This window comes from Microbacterium sp. LWH3-1.2 (assembly GCF_040675855.1).
Lineage (GTDB): Bacteria > Actinomycetota > Actinomycetes > Actinomycetales > Microbacteriaceae > Microbacterium.
Map to the genome: position 1 here is coordinate 2095319 of NZ_JBEGIK010000001.1, position 24777 is coordinate 2120095.

Consider the following 24777-nt stretch of genomic DNA (forward strand, 5'->3'; position numbering starts at 1 on the left):
CGCTCGGGCTCCTCGTGGGAGCGCCTCTAGAAAGCGGGGCGGATGGCCCCGACATCCTGTCCGCCGCCGGTGACGGCCAGCGGAAGCCTCGACATCGTGTCGGCGACATCCGCTGACGCCAGCGCGCCGTGCCGCTCGAGCAGGCGCAGAGCGACGGCGGTCGCGGCGCGGCCGCTGCCGTCGAGCATCTTGAGCGCCACCGTCGTGCCGTTCGGGGCGACCATCACCATGACGCCCTCGGCGCCGCCCTTGGCGAACACGCCCAGCCGCTCGATGGTCACCGTGTCGGCGCGGCCGGGGCCGTCGATGGTCCACGGGTCGGCCCGCACCGCCTCGACGAGGGCGCCCGCGCTGCGGTGCAGCGCGAACGGGGACGTCGTCGACGAGTTGCCGATCCGGTGGATCGCGCGGGCGAGGCCGAAGAGGGTCATCGCGTACACCGGCGCGCCGCAGCCGTCGACGGCCGTCGCGGCGACCTTCTCGCCGATCAGGCGCTCGATGGTCTCGCGGACGAGGATCTGCACGGGATGCTCCGGCGCGAGGTAGCCCTCGGGGTCCCAGCCGTTCACCACGCTGGTGAGGAGCATCGTGGCGTGCTTGCCCGAGCAGTTCATGCGGATGCGCGACGGTTGACCCAGTTCGCGCACGATCTCGTCGCGGGTCACGGTGTCACCCGGCCAGGCGGCGGGGCACCCGAGGGCGTCCTCACCGAGTTCGCCGAGGGAGAGGATGTCACGGACCACTGCGACGTGACGGTCGGTGCCCGAGTGGCTCGCGGTGGCCAGGCCCAGTCGCTCGCCCTCGAGCGGCACTCCGGCCGAGAGGCACGCGAGCGCCTGCAGCGGCTTGAGGCTGGAGCGGGGGAGGATCAGCGCCGACGGATCGCCGAGCTTCTCGGCGATGGTGCCGTCTGGGGCGAGCACGATGGCGATGCCGGCGTGACGCGACTCGACGAAACCGCTGCGTTCGACGACGGCGAGCTCGACGGCGTCGGTCGCGGCGAAGGTCTGCGGCACCCCGTCAGCCTACCGCCGGAGCGGCCTTTGGCCCGCATGACAGACTGTGCACATGTGGGGCGAGCATCGATACTCCGTCCGGACGACGTGGACCGGCGACCGCGGCACCGGCACCTCGGGCTACCGCGAGTACGACCGGGCGACGACGATCGCGATCGACGGCAAGCCGGCGCTCCTCGCCTCCTCCGACAAGCCGTTCCGGGGCGACCGGTCCCGCTGGAACCCCGAGGACATGCTGCTGGCTGCCCTCAGCCAGTGCCACCTGCTGTCGTACCTCCACGCCTGCGTGCAGGCGGGCGTCGTGGTCGTCGGCTATGAGGACGAAGCATCCGGTCTCATGGTCGAAGACGGCCGCGGCGGCGGCGCCTTCCGCGAGGTCGTGCTGCGGCCGCGCGTGATCGTCGCGGACGCGTCGATGACGGATGCCGCGACCGCCGCGCACGCGCAGGCGAACGAATGGTGCTTCATCGCGAACTCGGTGAACTTCCCCGTCCGCCACGAGCCCACGATCCTCGTCGCCGGCGCCTGACGCCCGCTGCTCCCGCGGCTTTCTCAGACCGCGAGAGCACAGCGAGAGGAAGCGAGGGAGGGGAGCAACCGCACTCTCGCCCGGAGGATGTGCGCTCGCGGACGAGCGTCAGCGGCGCTCGTGGGGCAGGACCTGCTTGATGCGGTCGATGGTGTTGTGCGCGGGGACCTCGTTGTAGGCGTTCGCGAGCTCCTGGCCAGAGAGCGAGTGGATCGCGGCCATGATCTCGTCGGTGGCGAGGCGGCGCGCCTTGCCCGATGAGGCCGGCCCGTGGTGGGCGAGATCGAGCGGCTCGCCGAATCTGACGGTGATGCGGTGCTGGAACGACGGCTTCTTCGCCCCGACGGGCATCACCTTGTCGGTGCCGATGAGCCCCACCGGCACGACGCGTGCCCCGGCCTGCAGCGCGAGGAACGCGACACCGGTGCGGCCCTTGTAGAGGCGACCGTCCAGCGAACGGGTGCCCTCCGGGTACAGGGCGACAGCCTTGCCGTCGTCGAGGAGGGCGCGCTGCTGGTCGAGCGCGTCGAGCGCGGCCTGCCCCGCACCCCGCTGCACCGGGATCGCGCCGATCGAGGTGAAGAACCAGCGCGAGGCGGGCTTATCGAAGTAGCTCGACTTCGCCAGGAAGTGGACGGGTCGCGGCGCGGCGACCGGGATCGCGATCGAGTCGATGAACGACAGGTGGTTGCTCGCGAAGATCACCGGGCCGGACTTGGGGACGTTGGCTCTGCCCTCGATGTGGGGGCGATACACGATCCGAGCGAGGGGGGTCAGGATGCTGCGCCCCAGCGCGTACGTGAAGCCCATGCGGCGGGCGGGAGCGGCCGGAGATCCGGGTTCTTCCGCCGTCTCGTCGGCTGTGTCTTCGGCGCCGGGCACGAGGTCGGAAGTCATCCGTAGAGGGTACTCCCCGTTGCATTCCGGTATCGGCATGCCGTTTCCCAGCGCGAACAGAGGAAAGATGCGAAAGGATGGAGGCTTCCCTTCCCTTGACTCGAGGTTGTTCCGTGCGCATTCGCCCGTTCGCCGCCCTGTCCGTCGTCGCCGTGTCGACCCTGCTGCTCGCCGGGTGCTCCGGGTCGGCCGATCCGAACGCCACCCCCACGCCGACCTCCACCGCCTCTTCCGAGTGCGGTCTCGACCCGCAGGCGGGTGCCGACTCCGACGCGGTCACCGTGTCGGGCACCGCTCCCGAGCTCACGGGCGACGTCCCCACGGACCTGGAGTTCGCCGAGCTTCAGCGCACCGTTTCGACGGCGGATGACGGTGACGACCTCGCCGTCGGGCAGCTCGTCTCCGGTCAGTACCAGATCATCGATCCCGCCACCGGTGAGATCCAGCTGGATTCCGCGACGACCTCGGCGGACGACAGCGGGCTCGTCCCGCTCATCGTCGACGCCAGCAGCATCGTCGGAAGCGCCGTCCTGTGCACGCCGCTCGGCTCGTCCGCCGCGTTCACCATCCCCGGCTCGATGCTGGGCGATGGCGCATCGAACGTCGTCGTGATCGCGCAGTCCGTCGATGAGCTTCCGACGGTCGCCACCGGTGAGGACCAGGAGCCCGTCGAGGGCATGCCCGAGGTCGAGCTCGCCGACAACGGCGAGCCCACGATCACTGTCCCGAGCGACTTCGCGGCTCCCGACACCACGGAGATCGCGGTCCTGAAGAAGGGCGACGGCGCGACGGTCGAGTCGGGTGACAACGTGTTCGTGCAGTACACCGGAGTCCTCCCCGACGGCACGGTGTTCGATTCCAGCTGGCAGCGGGGCGCCCCCACCCAGTTCCAGACCACCGGCGTCGTGCAGGGCTTCCAGAAGGCGCTGGAAGGCCAGACGGTCGGCTCGCAGGTGATCGCGGTGATTCCGGCGTCCGAGGGCTACGGCGACACCGAGCAGGGGTCGATCCCCGCGAATTCGACGCTCATCTTCGTCGTCGACATCCTCGGCGTGCAGCGCGCCGCCGCCCAGCAGTAGCCGAGGCGGCCGCATCCCGCCCGGCGATAGGCTGGCCGGATGCGGCGCGTCCTCATCCTCGGCTCGACCGGCTCCATCGGCAGGCAGGCGCTCGACGTCGTGCGGGCGAACCCTCGGCGGTTCGAAGTCGTGGGTCTCGCTGCGGGATCCGACCGCGAGACGCTCGAAGCGCAGGCGACCGAGTTCGGCGTCGAGAGTACCGCCCTCGGAGTCGTTGAGGCCGAGCAGCTGGTGCGCGATGTCGACGCCGACGTCGTCCTCAACGGCATCACGGGCTCCGTCGGCCTCGGCCCGACCCTCGCCGCTCTCGAGACGGGTCGCACGCTCGCGCTCGCGAACAAGGAGTCGCTGATCGTCGGCGGCGACCTCGTCACGGCGCTCGCGCGTCCCGGGCAGATCGTCCCCGTCGATTCCGAGCACTCCGCCCTCGCGCAGGCGCTGCGGTCGGGGGAGCGCAGCGAGATCCGCCGGCTCGTGCTGACGGCATCCGGGGGCCCATTCCGAGGCCGCACCCGCGCGTCGCTCGAGGGCGTGACCCCCGCAGAGGCCCTCGCCCACCCGACATGGGACATGGGCCGCGTCGTCACGACCAACTCGGCGACCCTCGTCAACAAGGGCCTCGAGGTGATCGAGGCGCACCTCCTCTTCACGGTGCCCTACTCCGAGATCGACGTCGTCGTCCATCCGCAGTCGATCGTGCATTCGATGGTCGAGTTCGTCGACGGCTCCACGATCGCGCAGGCGTCACCGCCCGATATGCGCCTGCCGATCTCGCTCGGCCTCGATTGGCCCCACCGGGTCGCCGGCGTCGGACGGCCGCTCGACTGGACCACCGCGACCTCGTGGACCTTCGAGCCGCTCGACGACGCGGCGTTCCCCGCCGTGCGGCTCGCCAAGCAGGTCGGGCGCGCCGGCGGCACCTACCCCGCGGTGTTCAACGCGGCGAACGAGCAGGCGGTGGACGCCTTCCACGAGGGGCGCCTGAGCTTCCTCGGGATCATCGATGTCATCGAGCGCGTGGTCGACAAGCACGAGGCGCCCGACACCCTCACACGGGCGGCGCTCGCCGACGCCGAGGACTGGGCGCGCCGCAAGGCCGACAGGGTCATCGCCGCAGCATCCTGATCCGTCCGGCGTTTCCTTCGTCTCGGCTTGTTGCTCGTCCTCGATTGAGGAGCGTTGCTGAAATGCTGACCGCGATCCGCGATGGTCTCCGCATTTCGGCAACCGTCCTCAGTTGAGGAGCGTTGCTGAAATGCTGACCGCGATCCGCGATGGTCTCCGCATTTCGGCAACCGTCCTCAGTTGAGGAGCGCGGGCGAGTCGATGCGGCTCTGGACGCGAAGAGCGGCGCCCCAGGGATGCGAGTGCTCAGGCCTCCGGATACACCGGGCGCAGGGGGTCGGATGCCGGGGTCACGTCGTCCGGGTACGGCACCGGCCAGTGCGGCTCGGGCACGGGCCACCCGGCCTCGCGCAGCGCACGACGGGCGAGCTCGCGGGCCGAGTAGGGGGTGCGGACGCCGCGGATGTCGCGGTAATCCTGGTGACCAGGGCCGGCCCAGAGGATCGCGTCGCCGTCGCCGACGAGCGCGACCGCCTCGATGATCGCGCGCTCGGGAGGCGAGTACTCGTGGATCTCGGCATCGGGCTGCGCGCGGCGCGCGCCCTCGACGAGGGTCGCGCGGATCGAGTCCGGGTCCTCGTTGCGGGGGTGGTGGTCGGTGATGACGAGGATGTCGCTTCCTTCGACGCCGGTGCGGCCCATGTCGTGGCGCTTCGTGGCGTCGCGGTCGCCGTCGGCGCCGAACAGCATGACGACCTTGCCCGGCGTGACGCGACGGACGGCGGCGAGCGTCTTCTCGAAGGCGTCGGGGGAGTGGCCGAAGTCGACATAGACGGCGGGGCCGGTCTCGCCCGAGACGAGCTCGGTGCGCCCGGGCAGGTACGCCTCGATCCGGCTCCCGTCGAGCGTGGAGACCAGGCGCTCCCAGGCGTACCCGCCCTCGAGGATCATGACGATCGCGAGTCCGGCGTTGGCCGCCATGTGCCGGCCGATCACGGGGACCAGCGTCGTCAGCGTGCGGCCGTCCCGGGCGGTGAGACGGAACTCGGTGCCGACCTGGCGCTCGTCGAGGATCTCGACCACCCAGTCTGCGGCGGCCGCAGCATCGGGATCGGAAGCGAGAGCGGGGGTACCCACCGTCACCGTGGGCACCTCGCTGCGCGCGACCACCTCGGCACCGGGCTCCGAGTCGATGCACACCACGGCGCGCCGCGCGCGGTCGGCACGGAACAGCGGCAGCTTCGCCTCGAAGTACTCGCGCATGTCGGCGTAGTCGTCGAGGTGGTCGTGCGTGAGGTTCGTGAAACCGGCGACGTCGAACACGATGCCGTCGACACGGCGGCGGCTGAGCGCCTGAGCGCTCACCTCGACCGCGACGGCCTCCACGCCTTGTTCGCGCATGAGGGCGAGCAGAGCGTGCATCTCGTACGCCTCGGGAGTCGTGAGGCGCGACACGATGACCTGCCCGGCGATGTGGCGCTCGGCGGTCGATGACAGACCGGTCGTCACGCCGAGCTGCCCGAGGATGCCTTCGAGCAGGTGAGAGACGCTCGTCTTGCCGTTGGTGCCCGTCGTGCCGAACAGCGTGGGGAGGTCGTCGTCGCGGCCCGTGCTGTAGACCCACGCCGAGAGTTCGCCGAGGATCGCGCGAGGGTTGTCCACCAGCACCACGGGCAGCCCGCTCGCGGCGGCGGCGTCGGCTCCGGCGGCATCCGTCACGACCGCGACAGCGCCCTTCTCGGCGGCTGTCGCGGCGAAGTCTGCGCCGTGGCGGTTGACGCCCTGCACCGCGACGAAGACGTCGCCGGGGCGCAGGTCGGCGGTCGCGAGGGTGAGGCCGGTCAGGGTGGCGCCGGCGACGTCACCGCGGACGTCGCCGGCGAAGCGGGCCGCGAGGTCTGAGAGCGAGTGTGTCGGCGGCGCGTCGGGGCGGAGTACCGGGGGCAGGTTCGAAGGCGCGTCGGTCGGCATGGCGCATCCATCTTCGCATGGGGGCCGGTCGTCGAGCGGCGGGGTGCGCGCGCCCGACGACCGGCGTGGGCTCGTGTCAGGCCTTGCGGCGTCCGCGCACCAGCACGACCACGAGCGCCGCGATCCCCGCGGCGAGTCCGCCGGCCGCCAGCCAGCGCGCGACCGGGTCGGTGGAGGAGACGGATGCCGCGGCCTCGGCATCCGCGGCGGCTGAGGCTGCGTCGTCCGACGCGTGGCCGGAACCGTCGGTGCCACCGTGGCCGGCGTCCGCCTCGTCCACGACGGCGCCGACCGCGACCAGCGGCGCGGGGGCGTCGAGTTCGCGCGGATCCTCGCCGTCCTCGGCGATCTGCGTCCACTCCGTCTCCCCCTCGGCGCAGGTCTGCGTCACGGGGAAGGCCAGGGTCGAGTCGGCGGTCCCCTCGGCGAAGAGCACGTCCATCGAGACGGCGGCCTTGAGGCCGTCCTCGACGGGTGCGTCGGAGGTGTACACGACGCGGGTCGGCACGCCGTCGGGACCGAGCTGGCGCGTGACCGTCCAGCCGCCCTGGACGACCGGCGTCGCGTTGCCGACGCCCTCGGGGATGTCGACGGCGAGAGCGGTGGTGGGGGAGCCGTCGCACCCGTGCGAGAACGAGAACGTGAGGGTCTGGGTGCCGCCGGCGGATGCCGCCTCAGGCGTGACGTGCACGTGGGCCGATGCGGCGAGCGGCGCGCCGATCGCGAGTGCGAGGCCGGCGGTGAGGCCGATCACGACGCGGCGGGTGCGGGCGGAACGGATGGTGGAATCGGTCATGGCTGTGTTTCGTCTTTCGTCTGAGTCGTCGGCGGGATCGCCGATCGACGCGCGCCGCGAGAGCGGGCGCGCGAGAGGGTTCCGGCGCACGCATCGGGCGCGGGCCGGCGACGGGCGCGGCGCGAAGCGCCGCTCAGACGAGAGCGGGAGGACCGCGCCGCGAGACGTCCGACAGGACGATCCGCGCCGCGACGAGCGGGGGCCTGGCAGGCGCCGGCGCGACCTGCGGCTGTGACGGCCGGCGCGCCACGCCCCGCAGGCGGGTGAAGAGCGAACGGATGCCGCTGCCCAGAGCGCGCAGCATCCGTTCTCCGCCGTACAGCCCCGCGAGGGTCGCGATCGCCGCGAGCGCGTGGGCCGCGAGCATGGGTGTATCGGGGACGACGACCGCGCTGAGGTCGCCCCCGAGGTGCGTCACGTGGTGGCCGTGGAGCGGCGCGGGATCGGCGTCGGCGGTGACGGCGAAGGCGACGTGGAACAGCGCTTGGCTCGCGAGCACCGAAGCGCCGAGGCGCCAGGTCGAGAGCCCGCGGCCGATGAGGGCGACAGCGAAGGGCGCGGCGAGGATGCCGACCGCCGCGACGAGGGCCGGTGACGGCGCGCCGCCCCCGCCGAGCGTGTGCGCTGCGGCGGCGACGACGGTCGCAACCCACGCGGCAGAGGTGCCGCGCAGCGCGCGCACGTGGCGTGGGGTCACGGCTCCTCCTCGCGTCGAGCCTACGGGAGGGAGCGAGGCGCTCCCATGCCGCTTCCCGCGATCCATCGTCACACCCAACTCAAAGGCTGGCGCGGGTACCGTGAGCGTGTGGAGATCCTCGCCTTCGTCATCGGTGTCGCCCTCATGGTCGTGGGCCTCGCCGTGTCGATCGCTCTGCACGAGCTCGGCCACCTGTGGCCGGCCAAGAAGTTCGGCGTGCGCGTCGGCCAGTACATGATCGGGTTCGGCCCGACGCTGTGGTCGAAGCGCTGGCGCGGCACGGAGTACGGGTTCAAGGCGATCCCGCTCGGCGGCTACATCTCGATGGCCGGCATGTACCCGCCGTCGCCGCACGCCGCGCGGCGCGACGGCCGCGCCGCCGGCGGCTTCTTCGCGACGATGGTGCAGGACGCGCGCGACGCGAACGACGAGACGCTGCAGGGTGAGGACGACACGCACGTCTTCTACCGCCTGCCGATCTGGAAGCGGATCGTCGTGATGCTCGGCGGGCCGTTGATGAACCTCTTCTTCGCCGTCGTGCTCTTCACGATCCTGCTCAGCGGCATCGGCGTCCAGACGGCGACGACCGAGGTCGCGCGCCTGTCGGAGTGCGTTCCGACCACCAGCTCGACGGAGTGCACCGACTCCTCTTCCGCCGCCCCGGCCGAGGCGGCGGGCATCCGGCCCGGCGACGTCATCGTCTCGATCGACGGCGAGCCGGTCGCGGACTTCGGCGAGGCATCCGCCATCATCCGCTCGTCGCCCGGCGACCAGCTGACGTTCGTCATCGAGCGCGACGGCGCCGAGCAGACTCTGCAGATCACCCCCGCGACGATCCAGAGCGAGGTGACGGCCGCCGACGGCACGACCACCACCCAGGAGGTCGGCTTCGTGGGGGTCGGCCCCACCGTCGAGTACGTGCAGCAGCCGATCTGGGCAGGACCCCAGATGGCCGTCCAGAACGTCGGCGCGGTCGCCGGGATCATCTGGCAGCTGCCGGCCAAGGTGTGGCAGACGGGCGTCGACCTGGTCACCGGCCAGGAGCGCGACCCGAACGGCCCGCTCAGCATCGTAGGTGCGAGCCGCCTCTCCGGCGAGGTCGCCGCGGCCGACTCACCCGTGCTGAACCGCGTCGCGGGCTTCCTGTCGCTGCTGGCATCGCTCAACATCGCCCTGTTCGTCTTCAACCTCATCCCGCTGCTGCCGCTGGACGGCGGCCACATCGCGGTCGCCCTGTGGGAGGGCATCAAGCGGGTGTGGGCGAAGCTCTTCCGTCGCCCGCCGCCTGAGCCGGTCGACGCGACCAAACTGGTGCCGCTCACATTCGCGGTCTTCGTCGCCCTTCTCGTCATGGGCGGCGTCCTGATCCTCGCCGACCTCTTCAACCCGGTGACGCTCTTCTGACGCCTCGCGCATCGGCCTGAGGAATCTTCCGGGTCGTGTCGAAATCGGTCTTGTCCGTTCGCTGTAGGGATGCAACGGTTCCACTGACGAAAGGACACGACCGTGAAGTACGTGATCATGTTCACCTCGACCCCCGAGCTCGACGCCGCGGTGCCCGAAGAGCGCCGGCAGGAGGTCTACGGGCGCATCTACGAGTGGTTCGGCGCGAACGCCGACAAGATCGACGACTCGGGCGCGGAGCTGCACCCGGTCAGCACCGCGACGACCGTGCGCTCGGCTGACGGTGGTCCGGTCGTCGCAGACGGGCCCTTCTCGGAGGCCAAGGAGGTCATCGGCGGCTTCAGCGTCATCGACGTGCCGGATCTGGATGCGGCGATCGATCTCGTCAAGACCTGGCCGTCCCTGGAATTTCCGGGCGTGGCCGTCGAGATCCGGCCCATGGTCGTCGACTACAGCCAATTCGAGTGATGTCCGGAACGGATGCTGCGGCCCCCCGTGACCCGGAACATCCGGGCTCAGGCGGGGCCGCGGCATCCGATCGCCTGCTCGTGAGCGTGGTGCGCGAGGAGTCCGCGCGCATCACGGCGACGCTGACCGTCTCGTTCGGCAGTTTCGATGTCGCCGAGGAGGCGGTCGCCGCGGCCGTCGAGGAGGCGCTGCGCGAGTGGCGCAGCCGCGGGATCCCGCCGAAGCCCGCGGCCTGGCTCATGCAGGCGGCGCGGCACAACGCGCTCGACCGCGTGCGGCGCGAGCGTGTGCTCCGCGACAAGGTGGCGCTGCTCGAGTCGGAGCCGAGCGTCGACGGCCGGCCTGCGGACGAGCGGCTTCTCCTGCTCTTCGGGTGCTGCCACCCGGCCCTCGCACCCGACGCCCAGCTCGCGCTGACCCTGCGCGCCGTGTGCGGCCTCACGACCGCGCAGATCGCTCGGGCGACGTTCTCGACCGAGCCGACGACGGGACAGCGGATCTCGCGGGCGAAGCGCAAGATCGCCGACAGCGGCATCCCGCTGCGCGTGCCCCAGGGCGCGGACGCGGCGGGTCGGCTCGACCTCGTGCTGACGATCGTGTCGGTGATGTACAGCGAGGCCCATTTCGTGGCGGGGGCGGATGCCGCGGCCGACCGCGATCTCGCCGACGACGCGCTGTGGCTGGCCCAGGTGGTCGCCGAGGCGCTTCCCCGCGCCGCGGAGGCCTGGGGGCTGCTGGCGCTGTTGCGCTTCCACCGGGCGCGCGAGTCGGCGCGGTCGGTCGACGGGGAGCTGGTGCTGCTCGCCGAGCAGGACCGCACGCAGTGGGACGCGACGCTTCTCGCCGGTGCGCGGCATGCGCTCGGGCGGGCGGCGCGCCTGCGACGGCCAGGACGCTGGCAGCTGCACGCGGCGATCGCGGCGTGCCACGCGGATGCCGCCGACGCGGCGTCCACCGACTGGCTCCAGGTGCTGACGCTCTACGACATGCTCCTGGCGCACGACTGGTCGCCGGTCGTGCGGCTCAACCGCGCGGTCGCGCTCGCGCGCGTCGAGGGCGCGGCGGTCGCTCTCGCAGAGGTCGACGCGCTCGAGGGTGCGCTCGAGCGCTCGCACCTGTGGCACGCGGTGCGGGCGTCGCTGCTGCGCGATCTCGGCCGCGACGACGAGGCGCTCGCCACGGACCTGCGCGCCCTCGAACTCACGGCGAACGAGGCCGAGCGGCGCCTCCTCGCCGCCCGCGCCGGCTCCGCCCCCGGTCGTTGAGAGAGCCTGCGAGTCGAAACGCCTCGAATCCGGCGCAGACCGGATTGCCGAGGCGTTCCGACGTCGCGAGTCGGAGCGCGGGCTCCGCTCGACGAGCGGGATCGGCGTCAGGCGGGGACGGGCGCGAAAGCCTGCTCGACCAGGCGCTGGAGCGTCGTCATGCCGTCGCGCGACAGGATCGACTCGAGGTGGCCCTGCACGGACGCGAAGCCGGGGCCGCGGAGCGCGTAGACGTCTCCGGACGCGTCGGCGGCGATCTCAGCCTCGCCGGCGCGCGTCGTCCCCGCCGGAACACGGGCCGTGAACGTGTTGTAGAAGCCGATCGACGCCGGCACGCCGAACACGTCGACCGACTTCTGCAGCCCCTGGTGCGGCGCGCCGAGCGGCGCGAGGTCGATGCCGAAGGTGTCGGCGAGGATCTGGTGACTGAGGCACACGGCGAGGAGCGGTCGGCCGGCCGCGCGGCGGCGCGCGACGACATCGCGCATGCGACGGATGCGGGGGCTCGAGGAGTCCCGGGGGTCGCCCGGCCCCGGGCCGGTCACGAGGAGCTCCGCCTGATCGACCTGCGTGTCGGTGACCTCGCTCCAGGGCGAGATCTCGACGTCGAGCCCGAGGTGGCGCAGCTGGTGGGCGAGCATCGTCGTGAAGCGATCCTCGGCGTCGACGACGAGCGCGGAGCGTCCGTCGAAGGGGCCGGGCTCGGACGATCCCTGCGGGTTGAGCCAGAACTCGGCGAGGCGTCCGTTGCGCGACGCCAGGAGCTCGGCGATCGCCGGGTCGTCGGCCAGACGGCGAGGGGCCGGCGCGGGTGCGTCTTCGTCGATGACATCGGCGCTGGGGGCCGCGGTCTCGGCCGCCGCGTCACGGGGGACGGCGCCGATCGCGCCGAGCACCCCGGCAGCCTTGCCGTGGGTCTCCCCGACCTCCCCGTAGGGATCGGAGTGCCGCACGAGCGTGGCACCGACGGGAACGCGCAGCCGGCCATTCTGCAGGTAGGCGGTGCGGATGAGGATCGGGGCGTCGAGGTCGTGGGTCGCCTCGCCCCCCGCGAGCGTGTCGCGGGGGGTGAAGAGCGCGGCGACACCCGAGTAGTAGCCGCGCGGCGTCGTCTCGTGGCGCGTGATGACGGTGCACGCGTTCTGCATAGGTGAACCGGTCACCGTGGGGGCGAACATCGTCTCACGCAGGATGTCGCGCGGATCGAGCCTGCTGCTGCCCCGCAGCACGTACTCGGTGTGCGTGAGCCGCGACATCTCCTTGAGGTGCGGGCCGGTGATGCGGCCGCCGTCGGAGCAGACGGCGCTCATCATCTTGAGCTCCTCGTCGACGACCATGAAGAGCTCCTCGGTCTCCTTCGTCGAGCGGAGGAACTCGGTGAGCGTCTCGGCGGTCGCGCCCCCCGCCGGGTGGCGGAACGTCCCCGAGATCGGGTTCATGGTGACGACGCCGTCGCGCGCGCTCACATGCGCCTCCGGGCTCGCGCCTACGGCGACGTGCCCGGGCGTGACGACGGCGAACGTCCAGTACGCCCCGCGCTCGTGCTCGAGGAGAGCCCGGAACCACGTCAGGGCGGCGGTGGCGGCATCCGTCGTCACTCCCGCTGTGAAGTCGCGACGGATGACGAAGTTCGCACCCTCACCGCGGCCGATCTCGTCGGCGATCACGCGCCGCACGATCTCGGCGTACTCCTCGTCGGCGATGTCGAAGCCGGGGTCGTCGAGCGCGACCGCGTCGATGGGGAGCTGGGCGAGGGCTTCGTCGCGGGGGAGCGAAGCGCGATCCCGCACGATGAGGCACCGCAGCGGCGCGCCGTCGTCGTGGCATTCGAACCCGCGCTCGCGCACCTGACGGAACGGCACCAGGGCGAGCACCTCGTGCGGCGCACCCGAGGCGTCCGTCAGCGGGATGTCGGCGAGCAGGTCGACGTCGACGACGTCACCGGTCAGCACCTCGACGGTGCGCTCGTCGCGCGCGATGAGCGCGAACGGGAGACCGCTCGCGGCGAGGTCGGGAAGGGACGGGGATGCGGACCCGGTCATGGTGAGTCGTCTTTCGTCGTGGGGCGGAGTCCCGTACGAAAAAGAAGACCGCCCCGTGGGCGGTCTGTGGTCGCGCGAACCCACCGCCTATGCGGTGAGCCACCAGGAGAGGTGCGCGGACATGCGCCGAACCTACCACACGCCCGATCGGGCGATCCGCCCCGGCGTCTCGGGTTACGCACCATACTGGGGCGAGCCCGTCTCCTCCCATCCCCGCGCCGCGGAGGTAGCCATGACCCAGCCGACCATGACCGAGCGCTCGCCCGAGCCTGAGCGGCCGTCGCGCCCGCGTCGACGCGGTCCCTCCATCGCCGACCGCATCCGCAGCATGGGGGAGCAGCGCACCGGCGCGCTGCTGCTGGTGCTCGCGACGCTCGTCGCGATCGTGTGGGCGAACATCTCCGCGACGTCGTACCACGACTTCTGGGAGACCGAGCTGACCATCGGCTTCGGCGACATCCACCTCGAGTTCACGCTGCACGCGCTGGTCAACGACGCGCTCATGGCGATCTTCTTCTTCACCGTCGGCCTCGAGGTGCGCCGCGAGTTCGCGATCGGCGAGCTCACGAGCTGGTCGCGCGCGATGATTCCGGTGGTGGCCGCCGTCGCGGGGCTGCTCGTGCCGGCCGCGCTCTTCCTCGCGATCGCAGCGGGGTCCGGCTATGCGCATGCGTGGGGCGTCGTGATCTCGACCGACACCGCGTTCCTCGTCGGCGCGCTCGCGCTCATCGGGCCACGCGCCCCGGGAAGGCTGCGGGTGTTCCTTCTCGCCCTCGCCGTGGTGGACGACATCGGCGCGCTGAGCATCATCGCGCTCTTCTACACCGAGAACTTCACGCCCGCGCCGCTCCTCCTCGCGGCGGTCGGGCTCGCAGGCATCTACTTCACCCGCTACGTGCGCCGCGGCCGCGGCCCGATCTACGCCACCCTCTCGATCATCGTGTGGCTCGCGTTCCTGGCGTCCGGCGTCCACCCGACGCTCGCCGGCGTCGCCATCGCCCTGCTGATCCCGGTCTACCGGCCCAACCGCCGTGACGTCGAGCAGGCGCTCGAGCTCGCCCGCGTGTTCCGACAGTCGCCGAACACCGAGTACGCGCGTCAGGCGGCGAACAGCCTGCGCGAATCGATCTCGATCAACGAGAGGCTGCAGTCGGCGTACTCGCCGTACGTGGCCTACGTCATCCTGCCGCTGTTCGCGCTCGCCAACGCGGGTGTCGAGATCTCGGGGCCGATCCTCGCGGCGGCGGCCCAGTCGCCGGTGACGTGGGCCATCATCGTCGGTCTCGTCGTCGGCAAGTTCGTCGGCGTCTTCGGCGCGGCCGCGATCATGAAGGTCTTCAAGCTCGGCGAGTTCGGCCTCGGCCTCACCCTCGACCGCATCGCCGGGGGCGCGATGCTCTGCGGTATCGGCTTCACGATCTCGCTCTTCATCATCGATCTCGCCATCGATGACCCCGACGTGCAGAACGAGGCGCGCGTCGGCGTGCTCGCAGCATCCGTCCTCGCCTTCGTCCTCGCCGCGATCATGTTCCGCATCTCCGACGCCCGGCGGCCCGACGACGACGGCGGGCGCACCCTGGTTCGCCCCGTCGATCCGAAGCGGGACCACATCTACGGCGACGTGAACGCACCCCTCACGATCGTCGAGTACGGCGACTTCCAATGCCCGTTCTGCCTCAAGGCGTCGGGCTCGATCGAGGAGGTGCGGCGGGAGCTCGGCGATCGGCTGCGGTACGTGTGGCGCCACGCCCCGCTCGAGAGGCAGCATCCCAACGCGCTCGCGGCGGCGGAGGCCGCCGAGGCGGCGAACCTGCAGGGCAGGTTGCCGGAGTTCTCGCGCAGCCTCTTCGCCGACCAGGACCACCAGCTGCCGTCCGACATCATCCGTCGCGCACGGGAGCTCGGCCTCGACGTCGAGCGCTTCGAGGAGGACCTCAGCTCGCCGAAAGTCACCCAGCGGGTGCGCGACGACATGCTGGATGCCGAGGCGATGGACATCACGTCGGTGCCCACGTTCTTCATCAACGGCGTGCGCCACGTGGGGCCGTACGACGCGCGCACGCTCGTCCGCGCGCTCACCGGCTCGGAGCCCGCCGGGGCCGACGCCCAGCCTGCTCCCCGCGCCGACGCGTAGGCTGTCAGACGTGCCAGCCGTCAACATCGGGATGCCCAAGGTCCCCGAAACGCTCGCCCCCCGTCGCAAGAGTCGCCAGATCAAGGTGGGCAAGGTGCTGGTGGGCGGCGACGCCCCCGTGAGCGTCCAGTCGATGACCACGACACCGACGACGAACATCAACGCGACGCTTCAGCAGATCGCCGAGCTCACCGCCTCGGGCTGCGAGATCGTCCGCGTCGCCGTTCCGTCGCAGGACGACGCCGACGTGCTGCACATCATCGCGGCCAAGAGCCAGATCCCGGTGATCGCCGACATCCACTTCCAGCCGAAGTACGTCTTCCAGGCGATCGACGCCGGCTGCGGCGCGGTGCGCGTGAATCCGGGCAACATCCGCAAGTTCGACGACCAGGTGGGCGCGATCGCCGCGGCCGCGAAGGCCGCCGGGGTGTCGCTGCGCATCGGCGTCAACGCCGGCTCCCTCGACAGGCGCCTGCTCGAGAAGTACGGCAAGGCGACACCCGAGGCCCTCGTCGAGAGCGCCGTGTGGGAGGCATCCCTCTTCGAGGAGCACGACTTCCACGACTTCAAGATCTCGGTCAAGCACAACGACCCGATCGTCATGGTGAAGGCCTACCGCCAGCTCGCGGAGAGAGGCGATTGGCCTCTGCACCTCGGCGTGACCGAGGCCGGCCCGGCGTTCCAGGGCACGATCAAGTCGGCGACGGCATTCGGCATCCTCCTCGCGGAGGGCATCGGCGACACGATCCGCGTGTCCCTGTCGGCCCCGCCCGCGGAGGAGGTCAAGGTCGGCCACCAGATCCTCCAGTCGCTGAACCTCCGCGAGCGGAAGCTCGAGATCGTCTCCTGCCCCTCGTGCGGCCGCGCCCAGGTCGACGTCTACACGCTGGCCGACAACGTGACCGAGGGCCTCAAGGACATGACCGTGCCGCTGCGCGTCGCGGTCATGGGCTGCGTCGTGAACGGTCCGGGGGAGGCGCGTGAGGCCGACCTCGGCGTCGCCTCCGGGAACGGCAAGGGCCAGATCTTCGTCAAGGGGCAGGTCATCAAGACCGTGCCCGAGGCCGACATCGTCGCGACACTCATCGAAGAGGCGAACCGCATCGCCGACGAGATGGGCCCCGACGCGCCGGTCGGCACCGCGCAGGTCCTCACGTCCTAGAGGCGCCCCGGGGTCACCGTGCGGCGCGCCGGGTCACGCCTCGCTCGCGCCTGGTACCGGCCCGCGATCACGGCCGAGGCCACTTTGAGGAGCGGCGCCTCACCGAAACGGTAGTCCGTGCCGCGGACCAGGCGGGCCGCGAGGTCGGGCCTCAGGCGCCAGAGGTGCTCGCGAGCGACCGCCGCGTGGGGCGAATTCGAGACGATCTTGATCGCACCGGCGTGTTCGATGAGCGCGATCACGTTCTCGATGTTCTGCTGCGTGGTCCCCGCTGGTCGCGTCGAGCAGGATCCGTCCGGCATACCCTCGCTCTCGCGCGTAGCGCGCCATGAGTTCGGCTTCGGGGATGTCACCGCCGACGCTGCCGCCGCACAGCACCAGCGCGCTCTCGCGCGGATCCGGGCTCAGGGAACGCAGACCACCGCGGACGCGGTACCGGTTGACGAAGTTCGCGCGCCTGCCGCGATCGCGGTAGCCCAGCACGACCACCGCCTCGAGGCCCTCCATGGTGGCGTTGTCGCCGAGCGCGCGGTATGACGCACGCCAGCTCACGTACTCCGCCCAGCCGAGGAAGCCCAGGCCGATCCCGGCGGCGACGACCGTGAGCATGGAGACGGGGCGACGCACAGCCCCACCCTACGGGGCCGATGCCCGCCCGCATGGCAAGATCCGAGGATGCACGAGTCCCCGAGCGAGGCCGTGTCGCCGCAGACGGTCGGCGGCTTCGGCCGGCTGTCGGTCGCGCAGCGCACGCTCGTGGAGGGGTGGCTGCCAGGCGCCGAGGTCGTCGCGGATCTCAGCTGGAACCAGGTGGAGACCGTCGTGCTGCAGGTGCGCCACGACGACCGCACCCTCATCGTCAAGGCGGCAGGCGACGCCGATCACCACCTCGGCCGTGAACTCGACGCCCACGAGGGCGGGTATGTCGCGCCCTGGGCAGGGTCTGGTAACGCTGCGAGACTGCGGTTCGCCGACCGCGACGCGCGTGTGCTGGTGCTCGACCGGCTGCCGGGCCAGCTGGCGTATCGCACAGCCTCCGCCATCGACCCCGAGGTGCACCGTCGCGCGGGCACGCTGCTCCGAGCCTTCCACAACCTGGCGGCACGACCGTCGAGGGGGACGGATGCTGCCGCCACTCGCCGTGCGATCGCCTGGCTTGACTCGACCCACGCGATCGCCCCGGACGTCGAAGGGCGGCTGCGGACGGCGCTCGCCGCGCTGCCGCCGGTGGAGGCCGACCTCGTGCCGACCCACGGCGACTGGCAACCACGCAATTGGCTGGTCGACGGCGACGAGGTGCGGGTCATCGATTTCGGCCGCTTCGCCTTCCGCCCCGCCGCGACGGACTTCGTGCGACTGGCCGCGCAGGAGTGGCGTGAGAACCCCGCGTGCGAGACGGCGTTCTTCGAGGGCTACGGCCGCGATCCGCGGCATCCGTCCCACTGGATCCTGATGCGCCTGCGCGAGGCCGTCGGCACCGCCTGCTGGGCGCACCAGGTGGGCGACACCGAGTTCGAGGCGCAGGGCCATCGCATGATCAGCGACGTGCTCGAGGAGTTCGAGGGCTGATCCCTCGCGATCGCCGAGCCAAGGGATGCGCCGCCAGATCGGGGTCGTGGGCACGCGCGTCGGCGAGGACCCCCGGTTTCAGCGACGGGCCCTGACACGACCCGGCGCGGAGGCGTGGCATGATCCGAGGGTGTCCCCGCCCGCCGCACCCGCCCCGCCGGAGGCGGCCGCACCGCTGTCGCGGCCCATCGTCGCGGGGATCGTGACGTCGCTGGTCGGCGTGACGAGCTCGTTCGCCGTGGTGCTGACGGGGCTCGACGCCGTCGGCGCCACTCGCGCGCAGGCGGCGAGCGGCCTTCTCGTGCTGTGCCTCACGATGGGGGCGTCGGCGATCCTCCTGGCGTGGCGGTACCGGATGCCGATCACGGTCGCGTGGTCCACGCCCGGTGCCGCCGTGCTCGCCGCCACAGGGGCGGTCGAGGGCGGCTGGCCGGCGGCTGTCGGCGCGTTCCTCGTGACCGCCGGCCTCATCCTGCTGACGGCGCTGTGGCCCCAGCTCGGCCGGCTCATCGCACGTATCCCGCCCTCGATAGCGCAGGCGATGCTCGCCGGCGTGCTGCTCCCCCTCTGCCTCGCGCCGATCACCGGGCTGGTCCTGAACCCGTGGGGCGTCGTCCCCGTGCTGCTCACGTGGCTGGTGTTCGTGCGGGTCGCCTCGCGGTGGGCGGTGCCGCTCGCGTTCGTCGCGGCATCGGTCGTCGTGGCGGTGGATGTCGCGGTCACGGGCGCGACGATCGACCCGGCGCTGCTCGTTCCCCGACTCGAGTTCACGGCGCCGACGCTCACCTTCGGCGCGGTAGCTGGGCTCGCGCTGCCGCTCTTCCTCGTGACGATGGCATCGCAGAACGTGCCCGGCATCGCGATCATGCGCAGTTTCGGCTATCAGGTGCCCTGGCGTCCGGCGATGCTCGTGACGGGCGTCGGCACCGCGCTCGGCGCGACGGCCGGCGGACACGCGATCAACCTCGCCGCGATCAGCGCCGCGCTCGCCGCGGCCCCCGACGCTGATCCCGACCCCCGGCGGCGCTGGGTCGCGGGCGTGTCGACGGGTGCGAGCGGCATCGTGCTCGGTGGGCTCTCGGCAGCACTCGTCGCGCTGGTCGTGGTGGCGCCGGAGGCCGTCATCCCGGCGGTCGCCGGCATCGCGCTGTTCGGCGCGTTCGGCTCAGCCGTGCAGCAGGCGATCGACGATCCGGGGGAGCGGCTGCCGGCGGTGGTGACCTTCCTCGTGGCGGCGTCGGGCGTCGCGATCGCGGGTGTGAGCGCTGCGTTCTGGGCTCTCGCGGCCGGACTCCTGGTGCGTGAGGTGCTGCACGCCGGGCGCCGCCCTCGCTGATCGCGCCGTCGCACAGGACCCGGCGGCCTCAGTCCTCGCGAGGCGCCCGGCGCCGGCGAAGCGACGTATAGGCGCGGAGCAGGCGGGGAACGACGACGTAGACCGCCAGCGGCACGACGACGGCGGTCAGCACCAGTGCGCGAAGGACCGGATGCCACGACTCCGACACGGGCGGGAGCAGCAGCATCCCGATCGAGACGAGGGGGAAGATCGCGAGCCACGTGATCACGGCGCGGACGTGGACGGACGGCGCGGGAGCGGGGGCGGTCGTGCGGACGGGCTCGGTGCTCGAAGAAATGGACATGTGCGGCATCCTTCCAAAAGACAACTGAATAGTTGCAACTGGCTGGTTGTAAGTGAATCACCCGGCAGACTATTCCGCAACCATGCAGTTGGATCTTCGCTATCATCGGCACATGGCGTGGGACACCGAGCGCACCAGGCGGCTGCTGCTGGAAGCGGCGACGTCGGAGTTCAGCGAGCACGGGCTCGCCGGGGCGCGCGTGGACCGCATCGCAGAGGCAGCCGGCGTCAACAAGGAGCGCATCTACCAGTACTTCGGCAAGAAGGACGAGCTCTTCGCCACCGTGCTGGCGGAGGCGCTCGAGGCCGCGTTGCAGGCGGTCCAGGTCGAGGGCACCGGGCCCCAAGCCGTGGGCGACTACGCCGCGAGGCTGTTCGACCACCACATGGCGAACGGCCACATCCCGCGCCTCGTCTACTGGGAAGGGCTCGAGCGCGGCATCGCGGCGGCCGACAGCCCGGTGCGAGCCGAGTTCCACGCCGAGAAGGTCACGCGCATTCAGCGCATGCTGCCGGGCGTCGGCCGCGTCGAGGCCGGGGAGCTGCTGCTCACCCTCGTGAGCCTCGTCAATGCCTGGCCGGTGCTGCCGCAGCTCGACGCCCTCATCGTGCCGGGCGCAGGTGATGGCGCCGCGCGCATCGCAGCGCGTCGCGCGGCGATCGTCGCCACGGTGACCGCTGCCGCCGCGGCGGTCACCGTGGCGGTGGAGCCCGCCGTCGGCTGACGCCTCCGTCCTGTCAGTGCAGAGTCCCCGTGGGCAGCACAGTCGTCATGCGACCACGCTACGCGGTCGGTTCGAGCAGGACCGTGCCCGAGGCGATGTCGACCGTCTTGAGACGCAGCCGCACCGTCGCGCCCGCGGCCGCGTCGAGCCCCGCCACCTTCGCGGTGACCGGCGGGTCGGTCAGCTGCACGCGCGCGCCGTCGCCTCGCAAGCCCAGCACCACAGCCTCGAACACCCGGCCCTCGTGACCTGAGAGGAGTGCCGCTTCGACGCGACCGAGGGCCGCGGCGTCCAGCCGATTCGCCACGCCGTCGCTGCGCGCCATGATCTTCGGCAGCGACGCAAGGCTCCCGCGCACCCAGGCAGGCACATCCCGGCCGTTCGCAAGCGCCTCACAGATGACGAGCGCCCAGCGGTCGACGAGCCGCCGCAGCGGTGCCGTGGTGTGGGCGTAGGGCGCGCCGATCGCGGCCTGCAGCGGGTCGGCGGGCGGGGCCCCGTCGAACGTCACGTATCCGGCGCCGCGAAAGAGGCCGGACGCGGCGTCGAGGATCGCCAGCGCGGCGGGCGAATCGCGATCGAGCGCGCGCAGGTAGTCGCCGTAGGAGACGTCGGTGGGCCACGGGATACCGAGCGCCACCGTCTGGGCGCGGAACGCGGCCACGTCGACCGTCTCGGCGGCGGGCATCGTGCGCAGGATCCCGACGCCGCCTCGCAGCATGATGTCGGCGGCCGCCATACCCGTGAGGAGCGAGACCTGGGCGTTCCAGTCCTCGATCGCGAGCGGCGCATCACGCTCGAGGCGGTAGCCGCCGTCATCGGCGACGATGCGGGTCTCGGGGACGTTCAGGCTCGCTCCGCCGCGCTCCGCCTCGCGAGCGAGCCGCAGCGGGCCGAACCATGCGAGGGCCTCGAGGCTCGGGGGAGCGGTACCGGCGTCGACCGCGGTCTGCGCGTCGCCGTAGCTCCACTGCGTCCGAGAGCGGATGATCGCGCGACGCAGCGTCGCCTCGACGGACCGAGCCGCGCCGTCGAGGACGAACCGCCACACGAACGCCCTCCGGTCGCACTCGGGCAGCAGGGACGCGGCATCCTCACTGATGACGACGGGATGCAGCGGAATCCGGCCGTCAGCCGTGTACAGCGTCTGTCCGCGCAGCCGCGCCTCGGCGTCGATCGCGCCGTCCGGCGTCACGAACGCCGGCAGATCGGCGATCGCGTAGTGCAGCACGGCCCCGGTCGGGGTGCGCTCGAGGTGGAGTGCCTGGTCGAGATCCGTGGAGCCCTCGGGATCGATCGTGAGGAACTCGATGTCACGCAGATCATCGAGCCCCGCGGCGGCCGGATCGGTGGCGACGGCACGCGCCGCGTGCTCCGCCTCGGCCAGCACTTCGGCGGGGAACTCCGCCGGAAGATCCAGTTCCCCGCGCAGCCGGGCGAACGATTCGACGAGCTCGTCGTGGGCGCGTGCGGGAGCGAGTCGAGGTCGGCGTGCAGGCACCCGATCAGTGTAGGCACCGGGCCGCACGAGGACCCGCGGACGACCTGCGACTCACCGGGCGGCACTGGCGGTCATCACCGAGGGAGCCTCGTCGAGAGTGCGGATGAGGCGTGCGGGCACCCCTCCGTACACCGCGCCTGCGGCGAGGTCGCGAGTCACGACGGCGCCTGCGGCGACCACCACGTCGTCTCCGACGGTCACACCGGGGAGGACGGTGACATGCGCACCGAGCCACACCCGGTCGCCGATCGTCACGGGGGCGCTGCTGCGGCGGTGGGTCACCCCTGCAGGCCCGACCTCGTGAGAACTGGTGATGATCGTGGTGAACATCGCGATGTGGCAGTCCACACCGATGCGGATCGGAGCCACGGCCTCGAAATAGCACCACACGTTCACCGAGGTACGCGCTCCGATGCGGATGTCGCGGCCGCCCGTGAAGGTGCAGCGTGACTGGAGCTTCGGCGTCTGCACGTCGAATCCCCGCATGCGCAGGATTGCGTAGCGCAACGCGCGGGGGCACAGCGGCGAGCCGGCGACGCTGTTCGTGATGAACGACTTCCACCCCCACGACAGATCCTGCGCGACGCTTCGGGCCAGGTCCCGGACGGTCGTCGCGTCCGCCATGATGTTGTCGCCGGTCACGGAGTCACCTCTCCGGCGGAGCCGATCGGGGTGTCGCCGAGCTGATCCTCGGGGGTGAAGGACATCCAGTCGATGACCATCTCGTTCACCACCGGAGTGGATGCGTCGGGGTCGCCCGGCCAGTTTCCGCCCACCGCGAGGCTGAACAGCGCGTGGGTCGGAGCATCGAACACCCAGCGACCGGGTATGGGCACGTCCCACTCCTCGACATCCATCACGATCTGGTCGTCGATCGCCATGATGATCCGGCCCTCGTGCTTCTCGACCGTGTAGACGTGGAAGTCGTCCGCGAGGGGTACCGGCACGTTGTAGCCCTCGTCGAGCGACCACCTGTCCGTGATCCCGGTAGGGCCATGAAGGTGATGGGCGCTGCGGCTCGTGGTGTTGGGCGTCTCGATGATGTCGACCTCTCCCGCAGCCGGCCAGCCGACCCGGTCGACGTTGTCGCCCAGCAGCCAGAACGCGGGGAGAAGACCCTGCCCCTCCGGCAGCTTGATGCGCGCCGAAAGTCGCCCGTAGGTGAACGACCACATGCCGTGGCTGGTGATGCGGCCCGAGGTCGGCTGGCTGCCGTCCTCGGGAACGGTGGCGGTGATCACCAGGTTGCCGTCGCCATCGAGAGCGACGGCGTCCTCGGTGTACTCCTGCAGCTCGTTGTTCCCCCAGCCGCCGCCTCCCGTCTGGATCCTCCACACATCGGGATTCGGCTTCTCACCGGCAGCACCGTCGAAGTCCTCGAACAGCACAGAGTCGTCTCCGTACCGAGCCCCGAGGAAGGAGAAGCCGGTGAACCACCAGACGCCGCCGAGCACCAGCACGATCGCGAGGATCCCGGAGCAGATGCCGAGGGTCAGGCGGCGGCGTCGTCGTCGTCGTCGCGTCTGCTCGGAGGAGGCGCTGCCGGGGTCGGTGAAAGGGGCGGTCGCGGTCACGGGAGCAGTCCCTTCGGATCGTGGCGGAGCAGGTCGCACGCGGCGCTGACCGCATCGCGCTCCCACAGCGAGCTGTCGAAGCTGACCGAGATGTTGAGGCGACGGCGCAGCACCGCGGTGAGCGCTGTGATGCCGTTGCGGCCCGCGGGATCCACCGATACCCGCACCACCGCGTCGTCCGAGGCCCAGGGAAGCGGCTCGAGGGCTCGGAGGAAGCCCATGTCGCTGAGGGTCGGGCTCGCCGCGGCGGGGACCTCGGTCGGAGCGTTGCGCCGCCACGCATGGGTGGCAAGGCCCGAGGTGAGGGCCGCGAGCGGACGGCCGACGTGAAGATCCCGATGGAAGCGTGCGCCCGCGACGTCGATGCCGTCCCGCACCGAGATCGGGTGGCCGACCACGAAGTTCGCGAGCGTCGATCTTCCCGAGGGCAGGTATCGGCGCAGGTCGACGAGGATCGCGCCCTCGTCCATCACGGGGATTCCCGAGCGGCGCAGCGCCTCGTGGAGAGCGAACATCATCGCAAGGGTCGGAGGCACACGCCCTCTGCTCCAGTCGGCGACGGCGCGGAAGGTGGCGGCATCCATCGTCCCCGTCACGAGGTCCAGGCGGCCTGGCGGGCCTGGCACCGTCGGGCCCGCGTAGCCCGGCCGGTCATCCGTCCATCGGTCCCGCAGCAGCGCGCCGAGGCGGCTCGCATGACGCCCGTAGGTTGCAGACAGCGCGGCAGGGAGGGGGTTGCGGTCGTCCGCGCTCGCGAAGACAGCCGGCGTACCGCGTCCGGAGAGGGCGCCGGCGGTGAGCATCACGCTGAGGAAGCCATCGCCGAGCCGGTGATCGATGCACAGCGACGCCCGATCCTCGCCGAGGAAGACCATGAAGGGCAGGTCGGGTGCCACGATCTCGCGCAGTCGAGGCAGGCCCGCGTCGCCGGTGGTTTCGGTGGGCAGCGGCTGGACCATGCGCTCGGCCTGTGCATCGAGCCGGCCGGCGTCGTAGCGCCAGCGATTGCCCTCGAACGTGCGACCTGCGCGCGCGGCGGCGCCCATCCCGATGAGGGCGCGCACGGCGCGCACCACGGTCTCCCGCTCGGGCACGATCAGCGGCGCGAGTTCGACGCTGATCCGCACGCCCTCCGAGAGCAGGTCCCTGCCGGGGATCCTTCCCGATGAGACCGCGACGCGATCCGGCTCGACGGGTTCGTGCCGGGGAGACGTCGTCGCCCTGGGCTCTCGCGCGATGACCAC

Annotated in this window: 23 protein-coding genes and 1 pseudogene; 11 read left to right on the forward strand and 13 right to left on the reverse strand. The window is 71.4% G+C overall.

Annotated elements, in window-relative coordinates; translation table 11 throughout:
* Window positions 1-26 precede the first annotated feature (26 nt).
* Window positions 27-1016: an asparaginase gene (locus MRBLWH3_RS09620; RefSeq protein WP_363431052.1), complete on the reverse strand. Its 990-nt coding sequence runs from the start codon at window positions 1014-1016 to the stop codon at window positions 27-29.
* Window positions 1017-1068: 52 nt separating this feature from the next.
* Between MRBLWH3_RS09620 and MRBLWH3_RS09625 the strand changes: the two genes are divergently transcribed.
* Complete coding sequence (locus tag MRBLWH3_RS09625) at window positions 1069-1545, forward strand: OsmC family protein (protein WP_363431055.1); 477 nt, start codon at window positions 1069-1071, stop codon at window positions 1543-1545.
* A 108-nt stretch (window positions 1546-1653) separates the two neighbouring features.
* Here MRBLWH3_RS09625 and MRBLWH3_RS09630 read toward each other — a convergent pair whose 3' ends face one another.
* Complete coding sequence (locus MRBLWH3_RS09630; RefSeq protein ID WP_363431058.1) at window positions 1654-2442, reverse strand: lysophospholipid acyltransferase family protein; 789 nt, start codon at window positions 2440-2442, stop codon at window positions 1654-1656.
* A gap of 113 nt (window positions 2443-2555) precedes the next feature.
* On the opposite strand from MRBLWH3_RS09630, the gene MRBLWH3_RS09635 reads away from it, so the two are divergent.
* A complete protein-coding gene (locus MRBLWH3_RS09635) occupies window positions 2556-3521 on the forward strand; it encodes an FKBP-type peptidyl-prolyl cis-trans isomerase (RefSeq protein WP_363431061.1) in 966 nt (321 codons plus the stop codon).
* Window positions 3522-3560: 39 nt separating this feature from the next.
* Entirely contained in the window at window positions 3561-4646 is a 1086-nt protein-coding gene (gene dxr, locus MRBLWH3_RS09640; RefSeq protein WP_363431064.1) for a 1-deoxy-D-xylulose-5-phosphate reductoisomerase, read from the forward strand.
* 246 nt (window positions 4647-4892) lie between these two features.
* On the opposite strand, the gene MRBLWH3_RS09645 is transcribed toward dxr, so the two are convergent.
* The 3 genes from MRBLWH3_RS09645 to MRBLWH3_RS09655 form a co-directional block, all read right to left on the reverse strand.
* Window positions 4893-6557 (reverse strand): Mur ligase family protein, encoded by a 1665-nt coding sequence (locus MRBLWH3_RS09645; protein WP_363431066.1) that lies wholly within the window; start codon window positions 6555-6557, stop codon window positions 4893-4895.
* A gap of 76 nt (window positions 6558-6633) precedes the next feature.
* The gene (locus MRBLWH3_RS09650) at window positions 6634-7353 is read right to left on the reverse strand and encodes a YcnI family protein (RefSeq protein WP_363431069.1); all 720 of its coding nucleotides are present in this window, start codon (window positions 7351-7353) and stop codon (window positions 6634-6636) included.
* Window positions 7354-7486: 133 nt separating this feature from the next.
* Entirely contained in the window at window positions 7487-8050 is a 564-nt protein-coding gene (locus MRBLWH3_RS09655) for a hypothetical protein (RefSeq protein ID WP_363431071.1), read from the reverse strand.
* Between the two features lie 108 nt (window positions 8051-8158).
* Here MRBLWH3_RS09655 and MRBLWH3_RS09660 point away from each other — a divergent pair, with 108 nt between their 5' ends.
* From MRBLWH3_RS09660 to MRBLWH3_RS09670, 3 genes are all read left to right on the forward strand, one after another.
* Window positions 8159-9454, forward strand: coding sequence for a M50 family metallopeptidase (locus MRBLWH3_RS09660; RefSeq protein WP_363431074.1), 1296 nt, complete (start codon window positions 8159-8161; stop codon window positions 9452-9454).
* A 102-nt stretch (window positions 9455-9556) separates the two neighbouring features.
* A complete protein-coding gene (locus tag MRBLWH3_RS09665) occupies window positions 9557-9922 on the forward strand; it encodes a YciI family protein (protein ID WP_363431077.1) in 366 nt (121 codons plus the stop codon).
* On the forward strand, window positions 9922-11187 hold the full coding sequence (locus MRBLWH3_RS09670) for an RNA polymerase sigma factor (protein ID WP_363435427.1): 1266 nt from the start codon (window positions 9922-9924) through the stop codon (window positions 11185-11187). Before MRBLWH3_RS09665 ends, MRBLWH3_RS09670 begins: the two co-directional genes overlap by 1 nt.
* Window positions 11188-11294: 107 nt before the next feature.
* Here the strand turns inward: MRBLWH3_RS09670 and MRBLWH3_RS09675 are convergent, their stop codons facing one another.
* Entirely contained in the window at window positions 11295-13229 is a 1935-nt protein-coding gene (locus MRBLWH3_RS09675) for an anthranilate synthase family protein (protein ID WP_363431080.1), read from the reverse strand.
* A gap of 232 nt (window positions 13230-13461) precedes the next feature.
* Here MRBLWH3_RS09675 and nhaA point away from each other — a divergent pair, with 232 nt between their 5' ends.
* Window positions 13462-15363, forward strand: coding sequence for a Na+/H+ antiporter NhaA (nhaA, locus tag MRBLWH3_RS09680; protein ID WP_363431083.1), 1902 nt, complete (start codon window positions 13462-13464; stop codon window positions 15361-15363).
* A 10-nt stretch (window positions 15364-15373) separates the two neighbouring features.
* Entirely contained in the window at window positions 15374-16525 is a 1152-nt protein-coding gene (gene ispG, locus MRBLWH3_RS09685; RefSeq protein ID WP_342000631.1) for a flavodoxin-dependent (E)-4-hydroxy-3-methylbut-2-enyl-diphosphate synthase, read from the forward strand.
* Here the strand turns inward: ispG and MRBLWH3_RS09690 are convergent.
* A complete protein-coding gene (locus tag MRBLWH3_RS09690) occupies window positions 16522-16767 on the reverse strand; it encodes a hypothetical protein (protein WP_363435640.1) in 246 nt (81 codons plus the stop codon). The genes ispG and MRBLWH3_RS09690 overlap by 4 nt on opposite strands.
* Before the next feature lie 82 nt (window positions 16768-16849).
* Window positions 16850-17134, reverse strand: a pseudogene (locus tag MRBLWH3_RS09695) (YdcF family protein); the annotation flags it as partial.
* A gap of 66 nt (window positions 17135-17200) precedes the next feature.
* Between MRBLWH3_RS09695 and MRBLWH3_RS09700 the strand changes: the two are divergent.
* Both MRBLWH3_RS09700 and MRBLWH3_RS09705 read left to right on the forward strand, forming a co-directional pair.
* Complete coding sequence (locus tag MRBLWH3_RS09700; protein WP_363431086.1) at window positions 17201-18094, forward strand: aminoglycoside phosphotransferase family protein; 894 nt, start codon at window positions 17201-17203, stop codon at window positions 18092-18094.
* A 130-nt stretch (window positions 18095-18224) separates the two neighbouring features.
* Window positions 18225-19430 carry a benzoate/H(+) symporter BenE family transporter gene (locus tag MRBLWH3_RS09705; protein WP_363431088.1) on the forward strand — a complete coding sequence of 402 codons (1206 nt, stop codon included), beginning with the start codon at window positions 18225-18227 and terminating at the stop codon, window positions 19428-19430.
* 28 nt (window positions 19431-19458) lie between these two features.
* Here MRBLWH3_RS09705 and MRBLWH3_RS09710 read toward each other — a convergent pair whose 3' ends face one another.
* Window positions 19459-19734, reverse strand: a complete 276-nt coding sequence (locus MRBLWH3_RS09710; RefSeq protein ID WP_363431091.1) for a hypothetical protein — start codon at window positions 19732-19734, stop codon at window positions 19459-19461.
* A 112-nt stretch (window positions 19735-19846) separates the two neighbouring features.
* Here MRBLWH3_RS09710 and MRBLWH3_RS09715 point away from each other — a divergent pair, with 112 nt between their 5' ends.
* Window positions 19847-20458, forward strand: a complete 612-nt coding sequence (locus tag MRBLWH3_RS09715) for a TetR/AcrR family transcriptional regulator (RefSeq protein ID WP_363431093.1) — start codon at window positions 19847-19849, stop codon at window positions 20456-20458.
* A 58-nt stretch (window positions 20459-20516) separates the two neighbouring features.
* On the opposite strand, the gene MRBLWH3_RS09720 is transcribed toward MRBLWH3_RS09715, so the two are convergent.
* Genes MRBLWH3_RS09720 through MRBLWH3_RS09735 form a run of 4 tightly spaced genes read right to left on the reverse strand, consistent with a single transcriptional unit; the run spans window position 20517 to window position 24777 of the window.
* On the reverse strand, window positions 20517-21959 hold the full coding sequence (locus MRBLWH3_RS09720; protein ID WP_363431095.1) for an RNB domain-containing ribonuclease: 1443 nt from the start codon (window positions 21957-21959) through the stop codon (window positions 20517-20519).
* A 51-nt stretch (window positions 21960-22010) separates the two neighbouring features.
* A complete protein-coding gene (locus tag MRBLWH3_RS09725) occupies window positions 22011-22601 on the reverse strand; it encodes an acyltransferase (protein WP_363431097.1) in 591 nt (196 codons plus the stop codon).
* Complete coding sequence (locus MRBLWH3_RS09730) at window positions 22598-23533, reverse strand: glycoside hydrolase family 16 protein (protein ID WP_363431100.1); 936 nt, start codon at window positions 23531-23533, stop codon at window positions 22598-22600. Before MRBLWH3_RS09730 ends, MRBLWH3_RS09725 begins: the two co-directional genes overlap by 4 nt.
* Window positions 23530-24777, reverse strand: coding sequence for a hypothetical protein (locus MRBLWH3_RS09735; RefSeq protein WP_363431102.1), 1248 nt, complete (start codon window positions 24775-24777; stop codon window positions 23530-23532). The genes MRBLWH3_RS09730 and MRBLWH3_RS09735 overlap by 4 nt, the downstream gene beginning before the upstream one ends.